Source organism: Sulfitobacter sp. TBRI5 (assembly GCF_051013555.1).
GTDB lineage: Bacteria > Pseudomonadota > Alphaproteobacteria > Rhodobacterales > Rhodobacteraceae > JL08.
In genome coordinates, this window is record NZ_CP112884.1 from 1,698,457 (window position 1) to 1,715,597 (window position 17,141).

The 17,141-nt window shown below is 57.2% G+C and carries 14 protein-coding genes and 1 pseudogene; 9 read left to right on the forward strand and 6 right to left on the reverse strand.

What is annotated here, in order from left to right:
* Positions 1-44 precede the first annotated feature (44 nt).
* From OLX72_RS08590 to OLX72_RS08610, 5 genes are all read left to right on the forward strand, one after another.
* Positions 45-2,939 (forward strand): formate dehydrogenase subunit alpha, encoded by a 2,895-nt coding sequence (locus tag OLX72_RS08590; protein ID WP_114871582.1) that lies wholly within the window; start codon positions 45-47, stop codon positions 2,937-2,939.
* 13 nt (positions 2,940-2,952) lie between these two features.
* Positions 2,953-3,549: a formate dehydrogenase FDH3 subunit beta gene (gene fdh3B, locus OLX72_RS08595; RefSeq protein ID WP_114871581.1), complete on the forward strand. Its 597-nt coding sequence runs from the start codon at positions 2,953-2,955 to the stop codon at positions 3,547-3,549.
* Between the two features lie 111 nt (positions 3,550-3,660).
* Entirely contained in the window at positions 3,661-4,863 is a 1,203-nt protein-coding gene (locus tag OLX72_RS08600) for a formate dehydrogenase subunit gamma (RefSeq protein ID WP_114871580.1), read from the forward strand.
* 21 nt (positions 4,864-4,884) lie between these two features.
* Complete coding sequence (locus OLX72_RS08605; protein WP_433990278.1) at positions 4,885-5,010, forward strand: hypothetical protein; 126 nt, start codon at positions 4,885-4,887, stop codon at positions 5,008-5,010.
* A gap of 2 nt (positions 5,011-5,012) precedes the next feature.
* Complete coding sequence (locus OLX72_RS08610) at positions 5,013-6,371, forward strand: sigma-54-dependent transcriptional regulator (protein WP_433990279.1); 1,359 nt, start codon at positions 5,013-5,015, stop codon at positions 6,369-6,371.
* Here the strand turns inward: OLX72_RS08610 and OLX72_RS08615 are convergent.
* Positions 6,368-8,326: a sensor histidine kinase gene (locus tag OLX72_RS08615; RefSeq protein ID WP_114871578.1), complete on the reverse strand. Its 1,959-nt coding sequence runs from the start codon at positions 8,324-8,326 to the stop codon at positions 6,368-6,370. The genes OLX72_RS08610 and OLX72_RS08615 overlap by 4 nt on opposite strands.
* An 88-nt stretch (positions 8,327-8,414) precedes the next feature.
* Positions 8,415-8,978, reverse strand: coding sequence for a TetR/AcrR family transcriptional regulator (locus OLX72_RS08620; RefSeq protein WP_114871577.1), 564 nt, complete (start codon positions 8,976-8,978; stop codon positions 8,415-8,417).
* 103 nt (positions 8,979-9,081) lie between these two features.
* On the opposite strand from OLX72_RS08620, the pseudogene OLX72_RS08625 reads away from it, so the two are divergent.
* The 4 genes and pseudogenes from OLX72_RS08625 to OLX72_RS08640 all read left to right on the forward strand — a co-directional run bounded on the left by OLX72_RS08625 (position 9,082) and on the right by OLX72_RS08640 (position 13,326).
* Positions 9,082-9,539, forward strand: a pseudogene (locus OLX72_RS08625) ((2Fe-2S)-binding protein).
* 1 nt (position 9,540) lies between these two features.
* Positions 9,541-11,784, forward strand: a complete 2,244-nt coding sequence (locus OLX72_RS08630; protein WP_433990280.1) for a molybdopterin cofactor-binding domain-containing protein — start codon at positions 9,541-9,543, stop codon at positions 11,782-11,784.
* Between the two features lie 192 nt (positions 11,785-11,976).
* Positions 11,977-12,909 (forward strand): FAD:protein FMN transferase, encoded by a 933-nt coding sequence (locus OLX72_RS08635; protein WP_433990281.1) that lies wholly within the window; start codon positions 11,977-11,979, stop codon positions 12,907-12,909.
* Positions 12,910-12,945: 36 nt separating this feature from the next.
* Positions 12,946-13,326: a c-type cytochrome gene (locus tag OLX72_RS08640; RefSeq protein ID WP_114871574.1), complete on the forward strand. Its 381-nt coding sequence runs from the start codon at positions 12,946-12,948 to the stop codon at positions 13,324-13,326.
* Positions 13,327-13,446: 120 nt separating this feature from the next.
* Here the strand turns inward: OLX72_RS08640 and OLX72_RS08645 are convergent, their stop codons facing one another.
* The 4 genes from OLX72_RS08645 to nirJ are packed head-to-tail and all read right to left on the reverse strand — an operon-like array spanning position 13,447 to position 17,140.
* Positions 13,447-13,692, reverse strand: a complete 246-nt coding sequence (locus OLX72_RS08645; protein WP_114871573.1) for a hypothetical protein — start codon at positions 13,690-13,692, stop codon at positions 13,447-13,449.
* Positions 13,689-14,438 carry a CbiX/SirB N-terminal domain-containing protein gene (locus OLX72_RS08650; protein WP_114871572.1) on the reverse strand — a complete coding sequence of 250 codons (750 nt, stop codon included), beginning with the start codon at positions 14,436-14,438 and terminating at the stop codon, positions 13,689-13,691. Before OLX72_RS08650 ends, OLX72_RS08645 begins: the two co-directional genes overlap by 4 nt.
* Positions 14,395-15,942: a nitrite reductase gene (locus OLX72_RS08655; RefSeq protein WP_114871571.1), complete on the reverse strand. Its 1,548-nt coding sequence runs from the start codon at positions 15,940-15,942 to the stop codon at positions 14,395-14,397. The genes OLX72_RS08650 and OLX72_RS08655 overlap by 44 nt, the downstream gene beginning before the upstream one ends.
* Positions 15,917-17,140, reverse strand: coding sequence for a heme d1 biosynthesis radical SAM protein NirJ (gene nirJ, locus OLX72_RS08660; protein ID WP_114871570.1), 1,224 nt, complete (start codon positions 17,138-17,140; stop codon positions 15,917-15,919). The genes OLX72_RS08655 and nirJ overlap by 26 nt, the downstream gene beginning before the upstream one ends.
* Between the last annotated feature and the right edge of the window lies 1 nt (position 17,141).

Here is a 17,141-nt window from a genome sequence, read left to right on the forward strand (position 1 = left end):
CGTGAGGCCCGACTGTCAGAGGAGTTCCTTATGGAGGAAAAACTATGCTTAGGAAAAAGACCAACGGGGTTGCGCGACGCTCCCAGCGGACAAGTATCCTGTCGACGATGTCTGAAACATCGGTTGACCGCCGTGCGTTTTTGCGCGGTTCGGGATTGGCCATTGGTGGCCTGACCGCAATTGCCGCAACGGGCGGCACAGTGACGGCAGCGAATGCGCAGTCTGCCGCAAACACAGCAGTTGAAACTGTCAAAACGGTTTGTACCCACTGTTCGGTCGGTTGCACGGTTGTAGCCGAAGTCGACAATGGTGTCTGGACGGGTCAGGAACCCGGCTGGGACAGCCCTTTCAATCTGGGGGCGCATTGCGCCAAGGGGGCCGCGGTTCGCGAGCACGCCCATGGTGAACGCCGCCTGAAATATCCCATGAAGCGCGAAGGCGGTGAATGGAAACGCATCAGCTGGGAACAGGCGATCGACGAGATCGGCGACGGCATGATGAACATCCGCGAAGAAAGCGGTCCGGATTCAGTGTACTGGCTGGGATCGGCCAAGCATAACAACGAACAGGCCTACCTGTTCCGCAAATTCGCCGGCTACTGGGGCACGAACAACGTGGACCACCAAGCGCGGATTTGTCACTCGACCACGGTTGCGGGTGTTGCAAACACATGGGGCTACGGCGCCATGACCAACAGCTACAACGACATGCACAATTCCAAGGCGATTTTCATCATTGGCGGAAACCCGGCCGAGGCGCATCCCGTGTCTCTGCTGCATATCCTGAAAGCCAAGGAACAGAACAACGCGCCTTTGATCGTGTGCGACCCGCGGTTTACCCGCACGGCGGCCCACGCTGATGAATACGTGCGGTTCCGCCCAGGTACAGACGTTGCGCTGGTCTGGGGTATTCTGTGGCATATCTTTGAGAATGGCTGGGAAGACAAAGAATTCATCCGCACCCGCGTGTGGGGAATGGACCAGATCAAGACCGAAGTCGCCAAATGGACACCGGAAGAGGTCGAGCGCGTGACAGGTGCACCCGGCGAACAGTTGCGCCGCGTCGCCCGTACGATGGTCAACAACCGTCCCGGCACTGTTGTCTGGTGTATGGGCGGTACGCAGCACACCAGCGGCAACAACAACACACGCGCCTATTGTGTGCTTCAGCTTGCGCTGGGCAACATGGGCACATCGGGTGGCGGAACAAATATCTTCCGCGGCCACGACAACGTGCAAGGTGCCACCGATCTGGGTGTTCTGTCCCATACCCTGCCGGGCTATTATGGCCTGTCTGCCGGTGCATGGGCCCATTGGGGCCGTGTCTGGGGCGAGGATATGGACTGGCTCAAGGCGCAGTTCGACACGATCCAGGGTGCGGATGGCAAAGACAAACCGTTGATGAACGAAACCGGTATTCCGGTGTCGCGCTGGATCGACGGTGTGTTGGAAGACCCGGCCAATATGGATCAGCCCGCCAAGGTGCGCGCCATGGTGTTGTGGGGCCACGCGCCCAACAGCCAGACGCGTATGAAGGAAATGAAGACGGCGATGGAAAAGCTGGACATGCTGGTCGTGATCGATCCGTTCCCCACCGTTTCCGCCATTCTTCATGACCGGACAGACGGCGTTTACCTGTTGCCGGCCTGTACGCAGTTTGAAACCCGCGGTTCGGTGACCGCCTCGAACAGATCGATCCAGTGGCGTGACCGCGTGATTGAACCTCTGTTCGAAAGCGTCCCGGACGAGGTGATCATTGCCAAGTTCGCCAACAAATTCGGCTTTGCCGACCGTCTGTTCCGCAATATCGAAATGGACGATCCGGAAACCCCGAATGTCGAAAGCATCACCCGCGAATTCAACAGCGGTATGTGGACAGTCGGCTATACCGGTCAAAGCCCGGAGCGGATGAAACTGCACATGGCCAACCAGCATACGTTCGACAGAACGACGCTGCAGGCGGTGGGTGGTCCGGCAGATGGTGATTATTATGGTATGCCATGGCCGTGCTGGGGCACTCCCGAAATGAACCATCCCGGAACGCCCAACCTTTATGACATGTCCAAGCGCGTGTCCGAAGGTGGACTGACATTCCGTGCCCGGTTTGGCGTGGAACGTGACGGGGACAACCTGTTGGCCGAAGGTGTCTACAGCAAGGATTCGGATATTCAGGACGGTTACCCCGAATTCACCATGCAGATGCTGATGGATCTGGGTTGGGACAGCGAGTTGACCGATGAAGAGCGTGCCGCGATTGATGCGGTGGCCGGACCGGATACAAACTGGAAAACCGACCTGTCAGGTGGCATCCAAAGGGTGGCGATCGCACATGAATGTGCGCCATTCGGCAATGCCAAGGCGCGGGCGGTGGTCTGGACCTTCCCCGATCCGATCCCGGTACATCGCGAACCGCTGTATACAAACCGGCGCGATCTGGTCGCGGACTACCCGACATACGAGGACCGGAAGTTCTATCGTCTTCCGACCATGTATGCCTCGATCCAGAAGAACGACTTTTCCAAGGATTATCCAATGATCCTGACGTCTGGTCGTCTTGTGGAATACGAGGGTGGTGGCGACGAAACCCGATCCAACCCGTGGTTGGCCGAGCTTCAGCAGGACATGTTCGTCGAGATCAACACACGTGACGCCAACAATCTGGGTGTGCGTGACGGATCTCAGGTCTGGGTCGAAGGCCCGGAAGGCGGCAAGGTCAAGGTGATGGCAATGGTCACAAACCGTGTCGGCGAAGGGGTGGCGTTCATGCCGTTCCACTTTGGCGGCCATCTGGAGGGCGAAGACCGGCGGAGCAAGTATCCGGCGGGTGCGGACCCTTATGTATTGGGCGAAAGCACAAACACCGCACAAACCTATGGCTATGATTCAGTGACACAGATGCAAGAGACGAAAGCCACTCTTTGCAAAATCTGGTCGGCATAAGGAGGACACCATAATGGCTGCAAGAGCAAAGTTTCTCGTCGACGCCGAACGCTGCATCGAATGCAATGCGTGTGTGACAGCGTGTAAGAACGAGCATGAAGTGCCTTGGGGCATCAACCGCCGGAAGGTCGTCACCATCAATGACGGCGATCCGGGTGAACGGTCGATTTCCGTGGCATGTATGCACTGTTCGGACGCGCCCTGTATGGCGGTTTGTCCGGTGGATTGCTTCTATCAGAACGAGGAAGGTGTCGTTCTGCATTCCAAGGACCTGTGCATCGGGTGCGGATACTGTTTCTACGCGTGCCCGTTCGGTGCGCCGCAGTTCCCGCAGGCCGGCAACTTCGGATCCCGTGGCAAGATGGACAAATGTACATTCTGCGCCGGTGGCCCGGAAGAAAACCACTCTACAGCCGAATTCGCCAAATATGGCCGCAACCGGATTGCAGAAGGCAAATTGCCGATCTGCGCCGAGATGTGTGCCACCAAGGCGCTTTTGGCAGGCGACGGCGATGTTGTCTCCGGTATCTACCGTGAACGCGTCGTGGCCCGTGGATTTGGTTCGGGCGCTTGGGGTTGGGGCACTGCCTACGACCAAAAGGGCGGCTGATTTGCCCACTGGCCTCGTGCCAAACAGATAAAGCGTGGGGCGGCATTCTTGCCGCCCTGTCGCGCTGAAATAAATAAAGATTCAAATAAAACCGACACAAGGAGCCTGCTTATGGCCCGTGCGCTGCTTATTCCCGTATTCGGATTCATCCTGAGCCTTGTTCTGAGCACAGGTGCATTTGCGCAGGAAAATACCGAGACTGACCGCTCTGCCACGGGCGGGGCACAGACTTTGGAAGACATCATGGCCCGCCAGCGTGGTGAAAAGCTGGATGATACATTCCGAAGCGAAGCAACCGGCGATCCGGATGCGGCTGCGGGGATCAGCAGCCAGTTGGGAACGCTGGGTGGCGCATCCGATCCGGAGCTTTGGCGCGCGTACCGGTACGGCACGGCGAATATCACAACGCAGGTTCGCGGCCCTGCCGCCGGTGTGGTGATACAGGATGGCGGCATGTGGTGGTATTCGTTCCGCAATGGCCCGCTGGCCACATACGGAGCGTATCTGCTGGGGGGTACGATTGTCCTCTTGGCGTTGTTCTATCTTATTCGCGGGCGCATTCGCATTGACGGCGAAAAAACCGGCCGCACGATTACCCGCTTTCAGGCCGCTGAACGGTTCGGGCACTGGCTGATGGCCGGTTCCTTTCTGGTGCTTGGCCTGACGGGACTGATTTCGTTGTTCGGCCGCAAGGTCATGATCCCGCTGTTCGGGCACGAAAGTTTTTCAACCATCGCGATCGCTTCGAAATGGGTTCACAACAATGTTTCGTGGGCTTTTATGCTGGGTCTGGTGATGGTGTTTTTCATGTGGGTGGTGCACAACCTGCCCGCAAAATCCGATCTGAAATGGCTGGCGCAGGGGGGCGGTATTTTCCGCAAGGGCCTGCATCCGCCCGCGGGAAAATTTAACGCAGGCCAAAAGCTGATATTCTGGTCGGTCATTGTGCTGGGGGCGTCGATCTCGGCATCCGGTCTTTCATTGCTTTTTCCGTTCGAACTGCCGATGTTTGCCAAGACGTTTGCCATTCTGAACGCAACGGGTTTGCCGCAACTGTTCGGGTTCGGAGAATTGAACACCGTGCTCGCGCCGCATGAGGAAATGCAATATGCCCAGTTGTGGCATGCGATCGTGTCCTTCGTTCTGCTGGCGATCATCTTTGCGCACATCTACATCGGCACTGTCGGCATGGAAGGCGCTTACGATGCAATGGGATCCGGCGAAGTCGAAGAACAGTGGGCACGCGAGCATCACAGCCTGTGGGTCGAAGAAGTGACGTCAAAGGCGACAAAATCAGCAAGCCCGGCCGAGTAGCGGGACAAAGGGAGACGTACAATGAAAATGATGCTTTTGTCCTTTGCCGCCACAGCCGTGATCGCGGTAGGTGCCTATTATGTCCTGCACGAAATCAGCTTCTCGGCTGAAGACCAGACAACCGGCGCGGATGTCAGATTGGACTGATCATGCAGGCAAAACCTGCTGCCGCTGACGCAGACGCATATGGTGAAACGCTGGCGCGCGCCTCGGTTCTGATCGTGGATGACGAACCGGGGATGCGTAATTTCCTGACCAAGACCCTGTCGCCGCGTTGTAAACGGGTGGAACAGGCGGAAAGCGCGGATGCCGCCGCGCGGCTGCTGGATTCAAACCATTTCGATCTGGTGGTTCTGGATAACATCATGCCGGGAAAAACCGGCCTGCAATGGTTGCGTGAACAACGCCGTGTCGGGTTTTTCGGCGATGCGATCCTGATCACTGCCTATGCTGATCTGGAAACCGCGATAACCGCACTGCGCGCCGGCGTTGCCGATTTCGTTCTGAAGCCTTTTCGGGCCAACCAGATCACCAACGCCGTTGCGCGGGCAATGGATCGCCAGCGTTTGCGCCGCGAAAACTATCTGATGCGATATGAATTGCAGTCGGACGATACCGGCGCGCGCGGGCGCCTGTTGGGCACGTCGCCCCAGATCAACCGCGTCCGCGATCTGTTGGTGAAAATGGCACCCTTGCCCACTTCTGTGCTGTTCACGGGCGCAAGTGGTACGGGCAAGGAGGTCGCGGCGCGCACATTGCATTCGATGTCGGACCGGGCTGGTCAGCCCTTTGTGCCGATCAACTGCGCTGCATTGTCCCCCGACCGGATCGCGCAGGAACTGTTCGGGATCGTCGATGATGATCAGCATCGCACCGAAGGGCTGTTTCTGCATGCGGATGGCGGTACGCTGTTTCTGGACGAAGTCGCGTATTTGCCGCCACAGGTGCAGGCAACCCTGTTGCGGGTGGTCGAAGAACACAAGGTCAGGCCTTCCGGATCAGAGCGTGAATTGCCGCTGAACGTGCGGATATTGTTTGCGACGAATGCAGATCTGCCCAAGGCCGTCGATGCAGGGACGTTTCGTGCCGATCTGTTTCACCGGATCAACGTTGTGAACATTGAAATGCCCACGCTTGAAAACCGGGGCGACGATGTGGTTGAACTCGCCGCGATGTTCATGGCTCAGATTTCCCGCGCACTGGGCTTACCGGCACTGGACCTGAACGAAAGTGTCCTGCTCAAGCTGCGGCGCTACACGTGGCCCGGAAATGTACGCGAATTGCGCAACCTCATCGAACGCTCTGTCATATTGGGTGAATTTCCCGACGAATTTGCCGGTACGGGTGCGATTTCGGGTACCGAAGCCATTGAAACCCTGGAACTGGTTGAACAACGGCACATCATGCACGTTCTGGATGCCTGCAACGGCAACCGTGCAGAAGCGGCGCGCCGGTTGGGTGTGTCGCGCAAGACCATCGACCGCAAGTGCGCCCTTTGGGAGAATTAGGCCTGCGGCGCATCGGCTGAAGGCAACCATACCGTAAACACAGTACCGCCATCACTGCCATGCTGCGCCATGATCTGGCCGCCGGCGCGTTGTACCAGTGTCTGGCTTATGGATAATCCCAATCCCGAACCTTCGCCGGGCTTGGTGGTGAAGAACGGATCAAACACCTTGTCCAGAATGTCGTCGGCTATTCCGGCGCCACTGTCCTTGATTTCCACGGATACGCCTTGCCGGTCGTTTCGGCTCTGGGGTTTGATCCGAAGTGTCAGTACGCCACTTCCGTCCATTGCCTGCAGGGCGTTTACAAGCAGGTTGATGATGACCTGCTGCAATTCGCCATGATCCATCATCACATTGGGTGCATCCTGAAAATCGCGGATCACCGTGGTGTCGGTCTGGCTGATGCCATAGCCCACCAGAACCAGACAATCTTCAATCACTTCGTCCAGCGCAACAGAGTCTGCCGTTCCGCTGAATTCGCTGGGGCGGGCGAACTGCAAAAGCTTGCCGACAATAGCGTTGATCCGTTGTACCTGCCGGTCGATCAACGAGAATTCAGTGTTCAGGTCCGCGGCCTTGTCCCCCAGTGCGGCGCGCATGACATCCACGTTTCCCTGAATGACCGCGACAGGATTGTTGATCTCATGCGCCACACCGGCAGTGATTTCGCCGATCGAAGCCAGTTTTTCTGAAACGACAAGCTGCTGGAACGTGGTTTCCAGTTTCTTGTTTGCATCGCGCAATTCTTCGGTGCGTTGTTCGACCCGCGTGTTCAATTCTTCGGCCCAGTTGCGCAATGCCTGATCGCGATCACGCACCTGATCCAGAAGCGTATCCAGATGCGAAGCGACCTCGCCGATTTCGTCGCGGGTGCCCACCGGCCCGATGCGCGCCTCAAGATTTCCTTCTTCGACCTCGCGCATGGTTTTGGTCATGCGTTCCAGCGGTGCGAAAATGCCGCGCGCAATGCGCAGAAACAAAGGAACCGTCAGGGCGACAATCGCCAGGAAAGCGGCCAGGACCGACCAATAGGCAGATCGTGTCGCAGCTTTGAACGGGGCCTCAAGAAAGCCGACATATAACATGCCAACCCGTTTGTCGTGGCTGTCCAGAATTGGCAAGTAACCCGAAATGTACCAGTCGTTGACAACAAAGGCGCGGTCCAGCCACGTGCGCCCCTGATCCAGAACAGCCCCCCGCACCTCGGCGGACACACGTGTGCCAAGAGCGCGGACATCCTCGAAAAGGCGCACATTGGTGCTGATGCGCACGTCTTCCAGAAACAGTGTGGCGGTACCCTGGCGCGCACCATCCGCGTTGGATTCGCGGTAGACAAGATCGTTGATGGTATCGATGAAGTGCAGGTTCCGGTTCAGCAATGTGCCGCCGACCAACACGCCCTCGTGTCCGGGCAATGCAACATGGGTTGCCGTGTGCACGACCATTCCGCGATCTTCGACAAGTCGATCGGTCGGGACGGCAGCCTGGGTTGCGATCAGCGGGATTTTGGCCTGTTCTGCCAGCGCAGGTGCATTTTGTGCCAGATCCTGTTCCGAAAATATATCGATATGCGATGACGCGCCGCCGTTCAGAACATTCTGGACGACGGGCCAGGGGGATGTTTGTGCGGCTGTTTTTGGCAGGTAGTGCAAGAAATCCAGCCCAAGATCGATGCGCGCGCGTTCAAGCAGCGTATCAACGGGCGGGCCGCCCGCGGATAGGATAGCGTTGAATTCAACCGATTTGGCCAGCCCCTCAACCTCGGTTTCGCTGCTGTCCAGAATACGCCGCAGATATTGTTCGGCGATGCGCAAGTCACTGGCGACATTGGCAATCAGCAAAGCATCGTATCGTGCAGCCCAGCGATTGATGCCAACACCTAGCATCAATGGCAGCAAGACGATCAGCGGTAACAAAGCGAGGACCAACAAGCGTAGCCGAACGGATTTCAGCATCGCTGTTCCATTTGTTTGCCCCTTGCGCCGTTTCGACAGTGATTAGACCATGTCGGCCCGTCACGCGCAAATCCGTTCTGGGGCGGAATCAAATCTCGTTCACCAGAGAAAGAATGCTCTGTTTCAGCGTTTTCAGGCGTCCGGCCAGCTGTGTGCGATCACCCGAGCCGGTCTTTGCGCTGTGGCTGGAGGTATAGACAAGTTCGGCAACACCTTTGGCGGTCACGCCCTTGCTTTCAAGCGTGTCGGCGTAAGGCTGGAACAGGCTTTCAAGCGCGTCCGTCCAGCGGGCTGCACCTTTGGCCAGCTCTTCGCCACCGGCCAGGTTCAACCCGTCGATCAGATCGGCCGCATCCGGTGAGGATTGAACAAGATCGAACCATGACAACGGGCCGATCTCGAAAAACCGGTCAAGTTGTTCAGACAGGGTTGGGCTATTGTCCCAGGCTTTGTGAACATCATGAATACCGCTGTCGGTGACATAGCGAATGGCTGCCTGAATCACCTGATCCTTGTTTGCGTAGGTGTTGTACAGGGTTTGCCGCGACACTCCTGCGGCAGCTGCGACATCGCCCATCGTGGCCTTGCGAATGCCATAGCGCGACACGACGCTGATGGCAGATCGTGCAATGTGATCAGTTCCGTTCGACATGAAGAGATGTTTACATTGTATGTCGTATTGTACAATATGTACAAAATGCCAATTATTGTACAAATGTAAAACTGCATGACCGCCTAATGTGAGGATCGCTGCCGTGAAACTGATCGTGAATGACAAGGAGTACGATGTCGATGTGGATCCCGAAATGCCGCTGTTGTGGGTTCTGCGCGATGAATTGGGGATACCGGGCCGAAATACGGGTGTGGTGTTGCTATGTGCGGGGCCTGCACCGTGCATGTGGATGGCACAGCGCAAAGATCGTGCCAGATACAAGTGGGCGATCTTGACGGGCGGGTCACAACGATCGAAGGGCTTGGAACTCCTGATGTCTTGCATGCGGTGCAACAGGCATGGATCGAACATCAGGTTGCGCAATGTGGGTACTGTCAATCGGGGCAAATCATGCAGGCGGCTGATCTGTTGGCCCGAAACGCAGCCCCGAACGATGGCGAAATCGACGATGCAATGGCTGGCAATCTTTGCCGCTGCGGAACGTATCCGCGCATTAGATCGGCCATTCACAGCGCAGCAGCAAAACTGAGCGAGGTGTAATATGGGCCGTATCAAAACCATTGCGCGCCGTTCGTTTCTTGTGGGTTCGGCAGCCATCGCCGGCGGTGTTGCGTTTGGCTATTTCGCGTACAAGCGGCCGGTTGAAAATCCGTTGCTGGAAACCCTTGAACCGGGCGAGGTGGCGTTGAACCCGTATGTCAAAATTGGTGCATCCGGTATCACGCTGATCACGCCAAGGGCGGATTCCGGACAGGGGGTTTATTCGGTTCAGGCGGCATTGATTGCTGAAGAATTGGATGTGACACTTGATCAGGTGCGGGTCGATCCGGGCCCACCCAGCCCTGCCTATTACAACACTGCATTATCAGAAGAAGGTGCGCCATTCCGGTCGACAGATGACCGTTTCGTCGCGGAATCTGCGCGTGGTTTCGTGGATGTCGTGATGAAGTTCACTGGCATGCAGATCACCGGAGGGTCGACAACGGTTCCGGATGCATACGAAAAACTGCGTTTGGCCGGCGCAGTGGCGCGCGAAACCCTGAAACTTGCGGCATCGCAGCAAACCGGGGTGTCCGTTGATCAGATGAAAACGGAAAACGGCGCGGTCATTCTGCCGGATGGAACCGAGATTTCGTATGTTGATCTTGCAGGGATTGCCGCCGATCTGGAGCCGGTTGACAATGTACGCCTGCGACCGCCTTCGGAATGGCGCATCATCGGCAAGCCGATGCAGAGAATTGATATTGTTGCGAAATCTACGGGAACGCAGATTTTTGGCATTGACGTGAATGTCCCTGATATGGTGCATGCGACGGTCCGGCTTAACCCGCACCAGACAGGCAAGATGAACCGTTTTGACGCCAGCAAGGCGTTAAAACAGCGGGGTGTTCAGGCTGTTGTTCCGGTGACCGGCGGTGTCGCTATTGTTGCGTCCAACACCTGGTATGCAATTAGGGCGGCACAGCATATCGAAATTGATTGGGAACCGGCGGCGTTTCCATCGGAACAGGAAGACCATTGGGCGGCCCTGTCGGGTGCCTTTACAGATGAATTTCGCGATAGCCGAAAACGCGACGACGGGGATATCGAGGCGGGTCTGACCACCGGCCAGGTGCTGGAGGCCGAGTATCGGGCGCCCTATCTGGCCCATGCGCCGCTGGAGCCGGTGAATGCGATTGTCAAAGTCACGGATGATCGGGTGGATGTGTGGACGGGGACGCAGATACCGCGCTTTGTGCAAGCCAACGTGGCAGAGATCACCGGTATTCCTGCCGACAAGGTGCACGTGCATGTCCAGATGATGGGCGGTAGTTTCGGGCATCGTCTGGAAGACGACGTTGTCAGGAAAGCCGCGGAAATAGCAGTGCAGATGAAAGGCACGCCCGTCAAACTGACATATTCCCGAGAAGAGGATATTGCACAGGATTATGCGCGCCAGATCGCGATGGCGCGGATGCGCGGGGCGGTCAGGGACGGCAGGGTTGAAACCTATGACCTGTCGATCGCAATGCCATCCATTATCGCATCCCAGATGGGGCGGCAGGGGTTTCCGGTTCCGGGGCCGGACCTTCAGATCGTTGCAGGCGCGTGGGAACAACCGTTCGCTCTGCCCAACTACCGCGTGACAGGGTATCGCGCGCCGCCGCTGGCACCGATCAGTTCGTGGCGTTCTGTTGGTGCATCCACAAACGGGTTTTTCCATGACGGGTTTCTGGACGAGTTGATCCATGCTGCGGGCGCGGACCCGATGGCGGAACGTATCCGGCTGTGCTGGCATGAATCGTCCCGCAAGGTACTGGAAGCGGTGCGTGACATGTCAGGTTGGGACGGCGCTGATCTGGGGGCAAACCGGGGACGGGGTGTGGCGTTCTGCATGTCGTTCGGCGTGCCTGTGGCCGAAGTGATCGAAGTCACAAATACCGATGCAGGCATCCGGATTGACAAAGTCTATGTTGCGGCCGATGTCGGGCGTATTGTTGATCCCGTCAATTTTGAAAATCAGGTACAGGGCGGCGTGATCTGGGGATTGGGTCATGCGATGAACTGCGAAATCACCTTTTCTGAGGGCGCTGTCGAACAGTCGAATTATTATGACTTCGAAGGTATGCGCATCGATCAGTGTCCGGTTATCGAAGTGAAAGGTCTTGAAAACGCATCAAAAATCCGTGGTATAGGAGAGCCACCGGTTCCGCCCGCGGCACCCGCGCTGGCCAATGCGATTTTTGCGGCAACGGGCGTGCGTATCCGGGAAATGCCATTCAACAAGTTTGTCGATTTCGTTTGATTGCCGGCGGCAGGTTGCGGCGCAGGGCCTGCCAAAGCCGCGAAAACCGTTGACTTAGGTCAAGTCGGGGAAGCGGCGGTTCCGATATTGAATAGGGATGGCACAGTTATGCAATCCAAGTCTGGAGACAGCATTCTTCCGGGATGCGATGAACGCCGTTGATCCCCGTGATCAGCGAAAGGCGACAGTCTGATGTCAAATCGCCTGACGCGCCGCCGATTTCTGTCAATTTCTGCTGCCGGTGCGGCAGTTGCAGCCGGTGATCCCTCTGCTGTGATGGCATCGCAAGGCCATCTGACCAGATGGAACGGACAGGCCCTTGGGGCGCCTGTTTCGATGCGATTGTCGGGTGTCAGTACACAACAGGCGCGTCCGGTGTTCAAAGCAGTGGAACGGGAACTGGCACGTCTTGAACGGGTTTTCAGCCTGTTTGACAGGCAATCGGAATTGTCCCGCCTCAACGCCGCCGGAAGGCTGAATGCGCCAAGCGCTGATCTGGTTTCGGTTTTGCGGTTGTGCGACCGGCTGCACACAGCCTCGCGAGGTGCATTTGATCCGACGGTTCAGCCGTTGTGGGAACTATATGCGCATGCCGTGCGAAACGGTGTGTCCGTTGACCGTAAAAGCGAAGCGGACATGCGCAAGCGCATCGGTTGGAGATATGTGCAGTTTGATGCCGATGAAATCTGCCTGAAACGCCCCGAAATGGCATTGACCCTGAATGGCATCGCCCAAGGCTATGTGACCGACCAGATCGCAGCCCTGTTGCGCCGGCGCGGATTGACGGATGTCCTGATCGATATGGGCGAAATTGCCGCGATCGGGCAACGTGCCGACGGCCCGGGGTGGAGTGTGGGTGTGGCGATGCCGGATGGCACATTGATCAACCGTATCACCTTGAAAGATCGTGCGCTTTCAACATCTTCGCCATCCGGTACGGTTCTGGATTCACAGGGCCGGATTGGCCACATTCTTGATCCGCGCTCGGCAGGGCGGGGGGGGGATGCATCAGTTGGTGTCCGTATCTTCGCACTCTGCGGCGATTGCGGACGGCATATCAACTGCGGGATGCTTAATGTCGCACCCGGAACTCATGCAGACCATTGGAAGTTTCCCGAAAACTAAACTAGAAAACCTTATCTGAAGAAGAGGACTCTGAACATGATCAAACCAATTCTGACCACCGCAGCCACGTTGCTGGCTTTGTCGACACCTGCCTTTGCAGAAGGTGACGCTGAAAAAGGCGAAAAAGTATTCAAGAAATGCAAGGCGTGCCACGCAGTTGGCGAGGACGCCAAGAACAAGGTTGGTCCGATTCTGAACGGAATCGTCGGTGCACCAGCAGGAGCGAATGCCGATTTCAAATATTCGGACGCGCTGATGGAAAAAGCCGGCGAAGGTTTGGTTTGGGACGAAGAGAACCTGACCGCATTCCTGACCAAACCAAAAGATTTCCTGCCAAAGACCAAGATGTCCTTTGCCGGATTGCGCAAGGAACAGGAAATCATGGACGTCATTGCCTATATGGCTTCGTTCGAGTGATTGCGGACAACTGACTAAAACCAGTACCTGAATAAACGCTGTCGGCCTGTCCGGCAGCGTTTATTTTTTGGCCAAGACTCTGACGCAGAAAAACAACAAACCTGTTGATTACAGGTTCTTTCAGTTTGTGCCGTCAGCTTCGTCCATCAATCCACGCACCCAGCGCGTAACAAGCCAGTTGGCCGGCAGGCCCAGCGGGATGCTAAGGACAAGTGCCGTGACCGGTGACATAGCGGTGAACCCGATGGCCTGCAGCATAAGGCCAAGCATGAACAGATTGATCGCAACGGCCCCTACCGTGAAGATGTAAAGAACGGCAAAAAGCTTTCCGAACGGCAGGCCGCTTTTGGGTGGGGTGGGTGTCATGCGATTGCCCTGTGTTCGAATTGCGCGGCCAGTTCAGATGCGATCAGGGCCGGTATGTCGGGATGTGTCCCGATCGGATCAAGGCGCAAGCCGGCGAATTCGGCACCATCCAGCGCCTCGGGTATATCATCGGTTACATGCCCGCGGATCGCGGCAAAGAACGGCAGGCAGATGGATTTTTCCCCTGCATCGAATACCACATCTGTCAGATAGGGCGGTTCTTCGATGAACCCGACACGTATCTCGCCAAAGGGCAGGCGCGCCGAAAGCGCATTCGAAAAGCTGCGCGTATCGCGCGAGGAATTCTCACTGCGCCCGGATCCGTGCGCTGCGACAATCAAACAAGTGTCTCCGGCGTTCCAGCCTTGGGCTTTCAGTTCGGCCAGAAGCCAGCGTTCGGCCAGCGCGGGCAATGATTGGTCCACGCCCAGCGGCGCCAGGATCTTTGCATCAGGCGAAGTGACGCGCTTTGGCAGGGTGGTCTGCGTGAACCATCCGTGCGTCATGAAAAGCGGATAAATCAACGGCGCAGGACCTGCCTGCTCCAAGGCGGTTTCCAATGCGTTTTCCTTGGCCAGTGTGGCGCTTTGCACGTGCCAGTCGGGCATCAGGCGTGCGACATCCATGGCCAGCGTTGCCAGTTCAACTTCGGCCGGATCCGGATCAGAGGGTTGGCCGTGGCTGACGATGATGGCCTGCCGCTTAGTGGCTGGTTCCTTCGGAAAAGGTGATTTTGTTCCAGACATTGTATTTCCCGGATGGTTTGCGCATCGGAAGGCGGCGCAGTTCGACTAGAGTTTGTGCGTCATAAACGATAACAGCGCCATCGTCTTCCCACACCGAAACCAAAGCATAGCGCCCGTCGCGGGTGAATTCCACATGCGCCACCGTCGCACCGGGCTCCGGGCGCAGGGTTTTCACGATTTCAAGGCTTTGCTTGTCGATGACGTGCATCACGTCCTTGTTCGGTCCGAAAAACACATCCGCCCAGAAATAGGGTGAATTTTCGTGACTGCGCAGGAAAAATCCCGGCCCGTCGGTTTCAATGGTTTTCAGAATGCTCCAGTCATCTGTGTCGATGATCGACAGTTTACCTTCTTTCAGATGCGGCGTTGCCATGACGCGGCGACCGTCCAGTTCCCAGCTGATGCCGGACCCCAGATGCGGCATGCCGGGCAAGGGCAGTTCCGCGATCTCGCGCCCGACATTCAGGTTGACGACAACGCCGCGCGCACCATCACGGGACGCTCCGATCAGGTTGCGGTAATCGTCCGTGAAAAAGAAATCGTCCAGCGGTTCGGCGGTTTCGATCCGGCGGCGCGCGAACAGCCCTTGGGACGATGGAATGGCTTCTATCATGTCCTTTTCCTGAGAATGGATAAAACCTTCGTAGACCGGATCGGCATTCGGGTCGGTCGCGACCTCCCAAATCTCGGGGGCATCTTTCAGGGCAAGGATAAAGCTGTTGCGCTGCGGGGCCTGATAGACCGCCGAAACACGGCTGTGCACGCCGCTTTTCGAGAATACCGGCATGACCTTTTCAACACTCAGATCGGCCGTAGACAGCAAGGTCAGCGTCATGGGCAGATAATTGGCGACAGCAAGGTGCAGCCCGTCGGCGCTGATCGCGATATTGCGGCTGTTCAGTCCGGCGCGCACACGGCCAACCTGATGCAGCGACCAGATATCGTATTTCTGAACCCAGCCATCGCGCGACATGATGAAAACATACCGGCCTTCGGGGCTGAATTTTGGGCCGCCATGTACGGCAAACGGGGTTTCAAACCGGTCAAGCACGTCAAATGTGTCGCCATCCAGAACGCTGACATGATGATCACCGGTTTCCACAACCAGCGTGATGTTCATCGGGTCGGCATCAAAAACAGGGGCATCCGCCGCAACGTAATCGGGATCCAGCCACAAGGTTTCGGCAATTTGATCCGTATCCCAGTCCGGAACTTCGTCCAGCGGTGTTTCGAGGTAGGCGGCAAGGCTGGTGATGTCGTCCGCCGTCAACACATCTGCGAACGCGGGCATTTGCGTTGCGGCGCGGCCGTCGGCAATGACCTTTTCAAGGTTGGGGCCGCGCATCCGTCCCAGCGTTTCGGGGATCAGGGCCGGGCCCGTTCCACCCAGACGCGCCGCACCGTGGCAGGACGCGCAGTTGTCATTGTAAATCTCGGCCGGATCTGCCTGTGCATTGGCGGCACCCAGTATCAGAAGGCTAGTGAAAACGATGCGCCGGATCATGGCGTTTCCCCCGGAATGGCGTCACGATCAGGCGATCGGTATCTTGGGTTTCGTCCACGCCGATTTCGGCGTTCGACAGGTAGCATGCCGGATCTTCGGCCCATGGATCACCTGTTAGCTGCAAGGCCCGGATACGGGTGTTGCCGCCGCACACAGATTGGAACGCACAGGCCCCGCACCGCCCCTTGAGAGGGCGCGGGCGCAGGCGCAATTGCGCCAGCATCGGATCACCGCCTGTCCAAAGCTGTGAAAACGGCGTGTCTTTGACGCTGCCGATCGTATAGTCGGACCAATAGGTGTCGGGATGCACCTTGCCCTGATGATCGATGTTGGCAACGCCCAGACCGGATGAATTGCCACCCCAGGCTTCAAGATGGTCGCGCAGATTGTCCAGTTTCGGTTGATCGAAATGCCTTTTGGCCCAGTTCATCAGCAACACGGCATCGGCATCATTGTTGCCGGTCACGATATCCAGCGGCATGTCTTCGGCGGCACCGACCCATGCGCGGTCAATCAACTGATCCAGCGCATCGCGGGTGTGTTTGTGCACAGCGTCCTCGCCACGGTTCTTGTCTCCGCGACCGGCGTAAACAAGATGTGACAGGTAGAATTTGTCGATACCTTCATCATCACACAATTGCAGAAGGTCCGGTAACTGCGCGGCATTGTCCCGCGTCAAGGTAAAGCGCAACCCGACTTTTATGCCGCGTTTCTTGCACTCGCGCACACCGCGCACCGCATCGTCAAACGCACCGTCCACGCCGCGGAACCAATCGTTCGTGGCGCCAATGCCGTCGATTGAAATGCCGACGTAATCGAACCCGATTTCGGCGACGCGGTCGGCGGTTTCGCCGTGAATTTTCGTGCCATTGGTCGAAAGGGCAAGCATCTTGACCTTGGGCCGCGCGCGGGCTGCCAGATCAAAGAAATCGAACCGGTCCAATGGTTCGCCCCCCGACAGAATCAGCGCGGGAACGCCAAAGTCACCCAGATCGTCCAGTGTAGAGACAGCCTGTTCGTGGCTCAACTCCCCGGGGAAATGCACATCGGCAGAGACGGTATAACAGTGGCGGCATTTCAGGTTGCAGCGCCGTGTCAGGTTCCAGATCACGACCGGTTTCACAGGCCCGTCGCCACGACGTACACGGACAGGCGTGGGATGAACAAGCTGGTGCATATACTCGGATAGACGGAACATA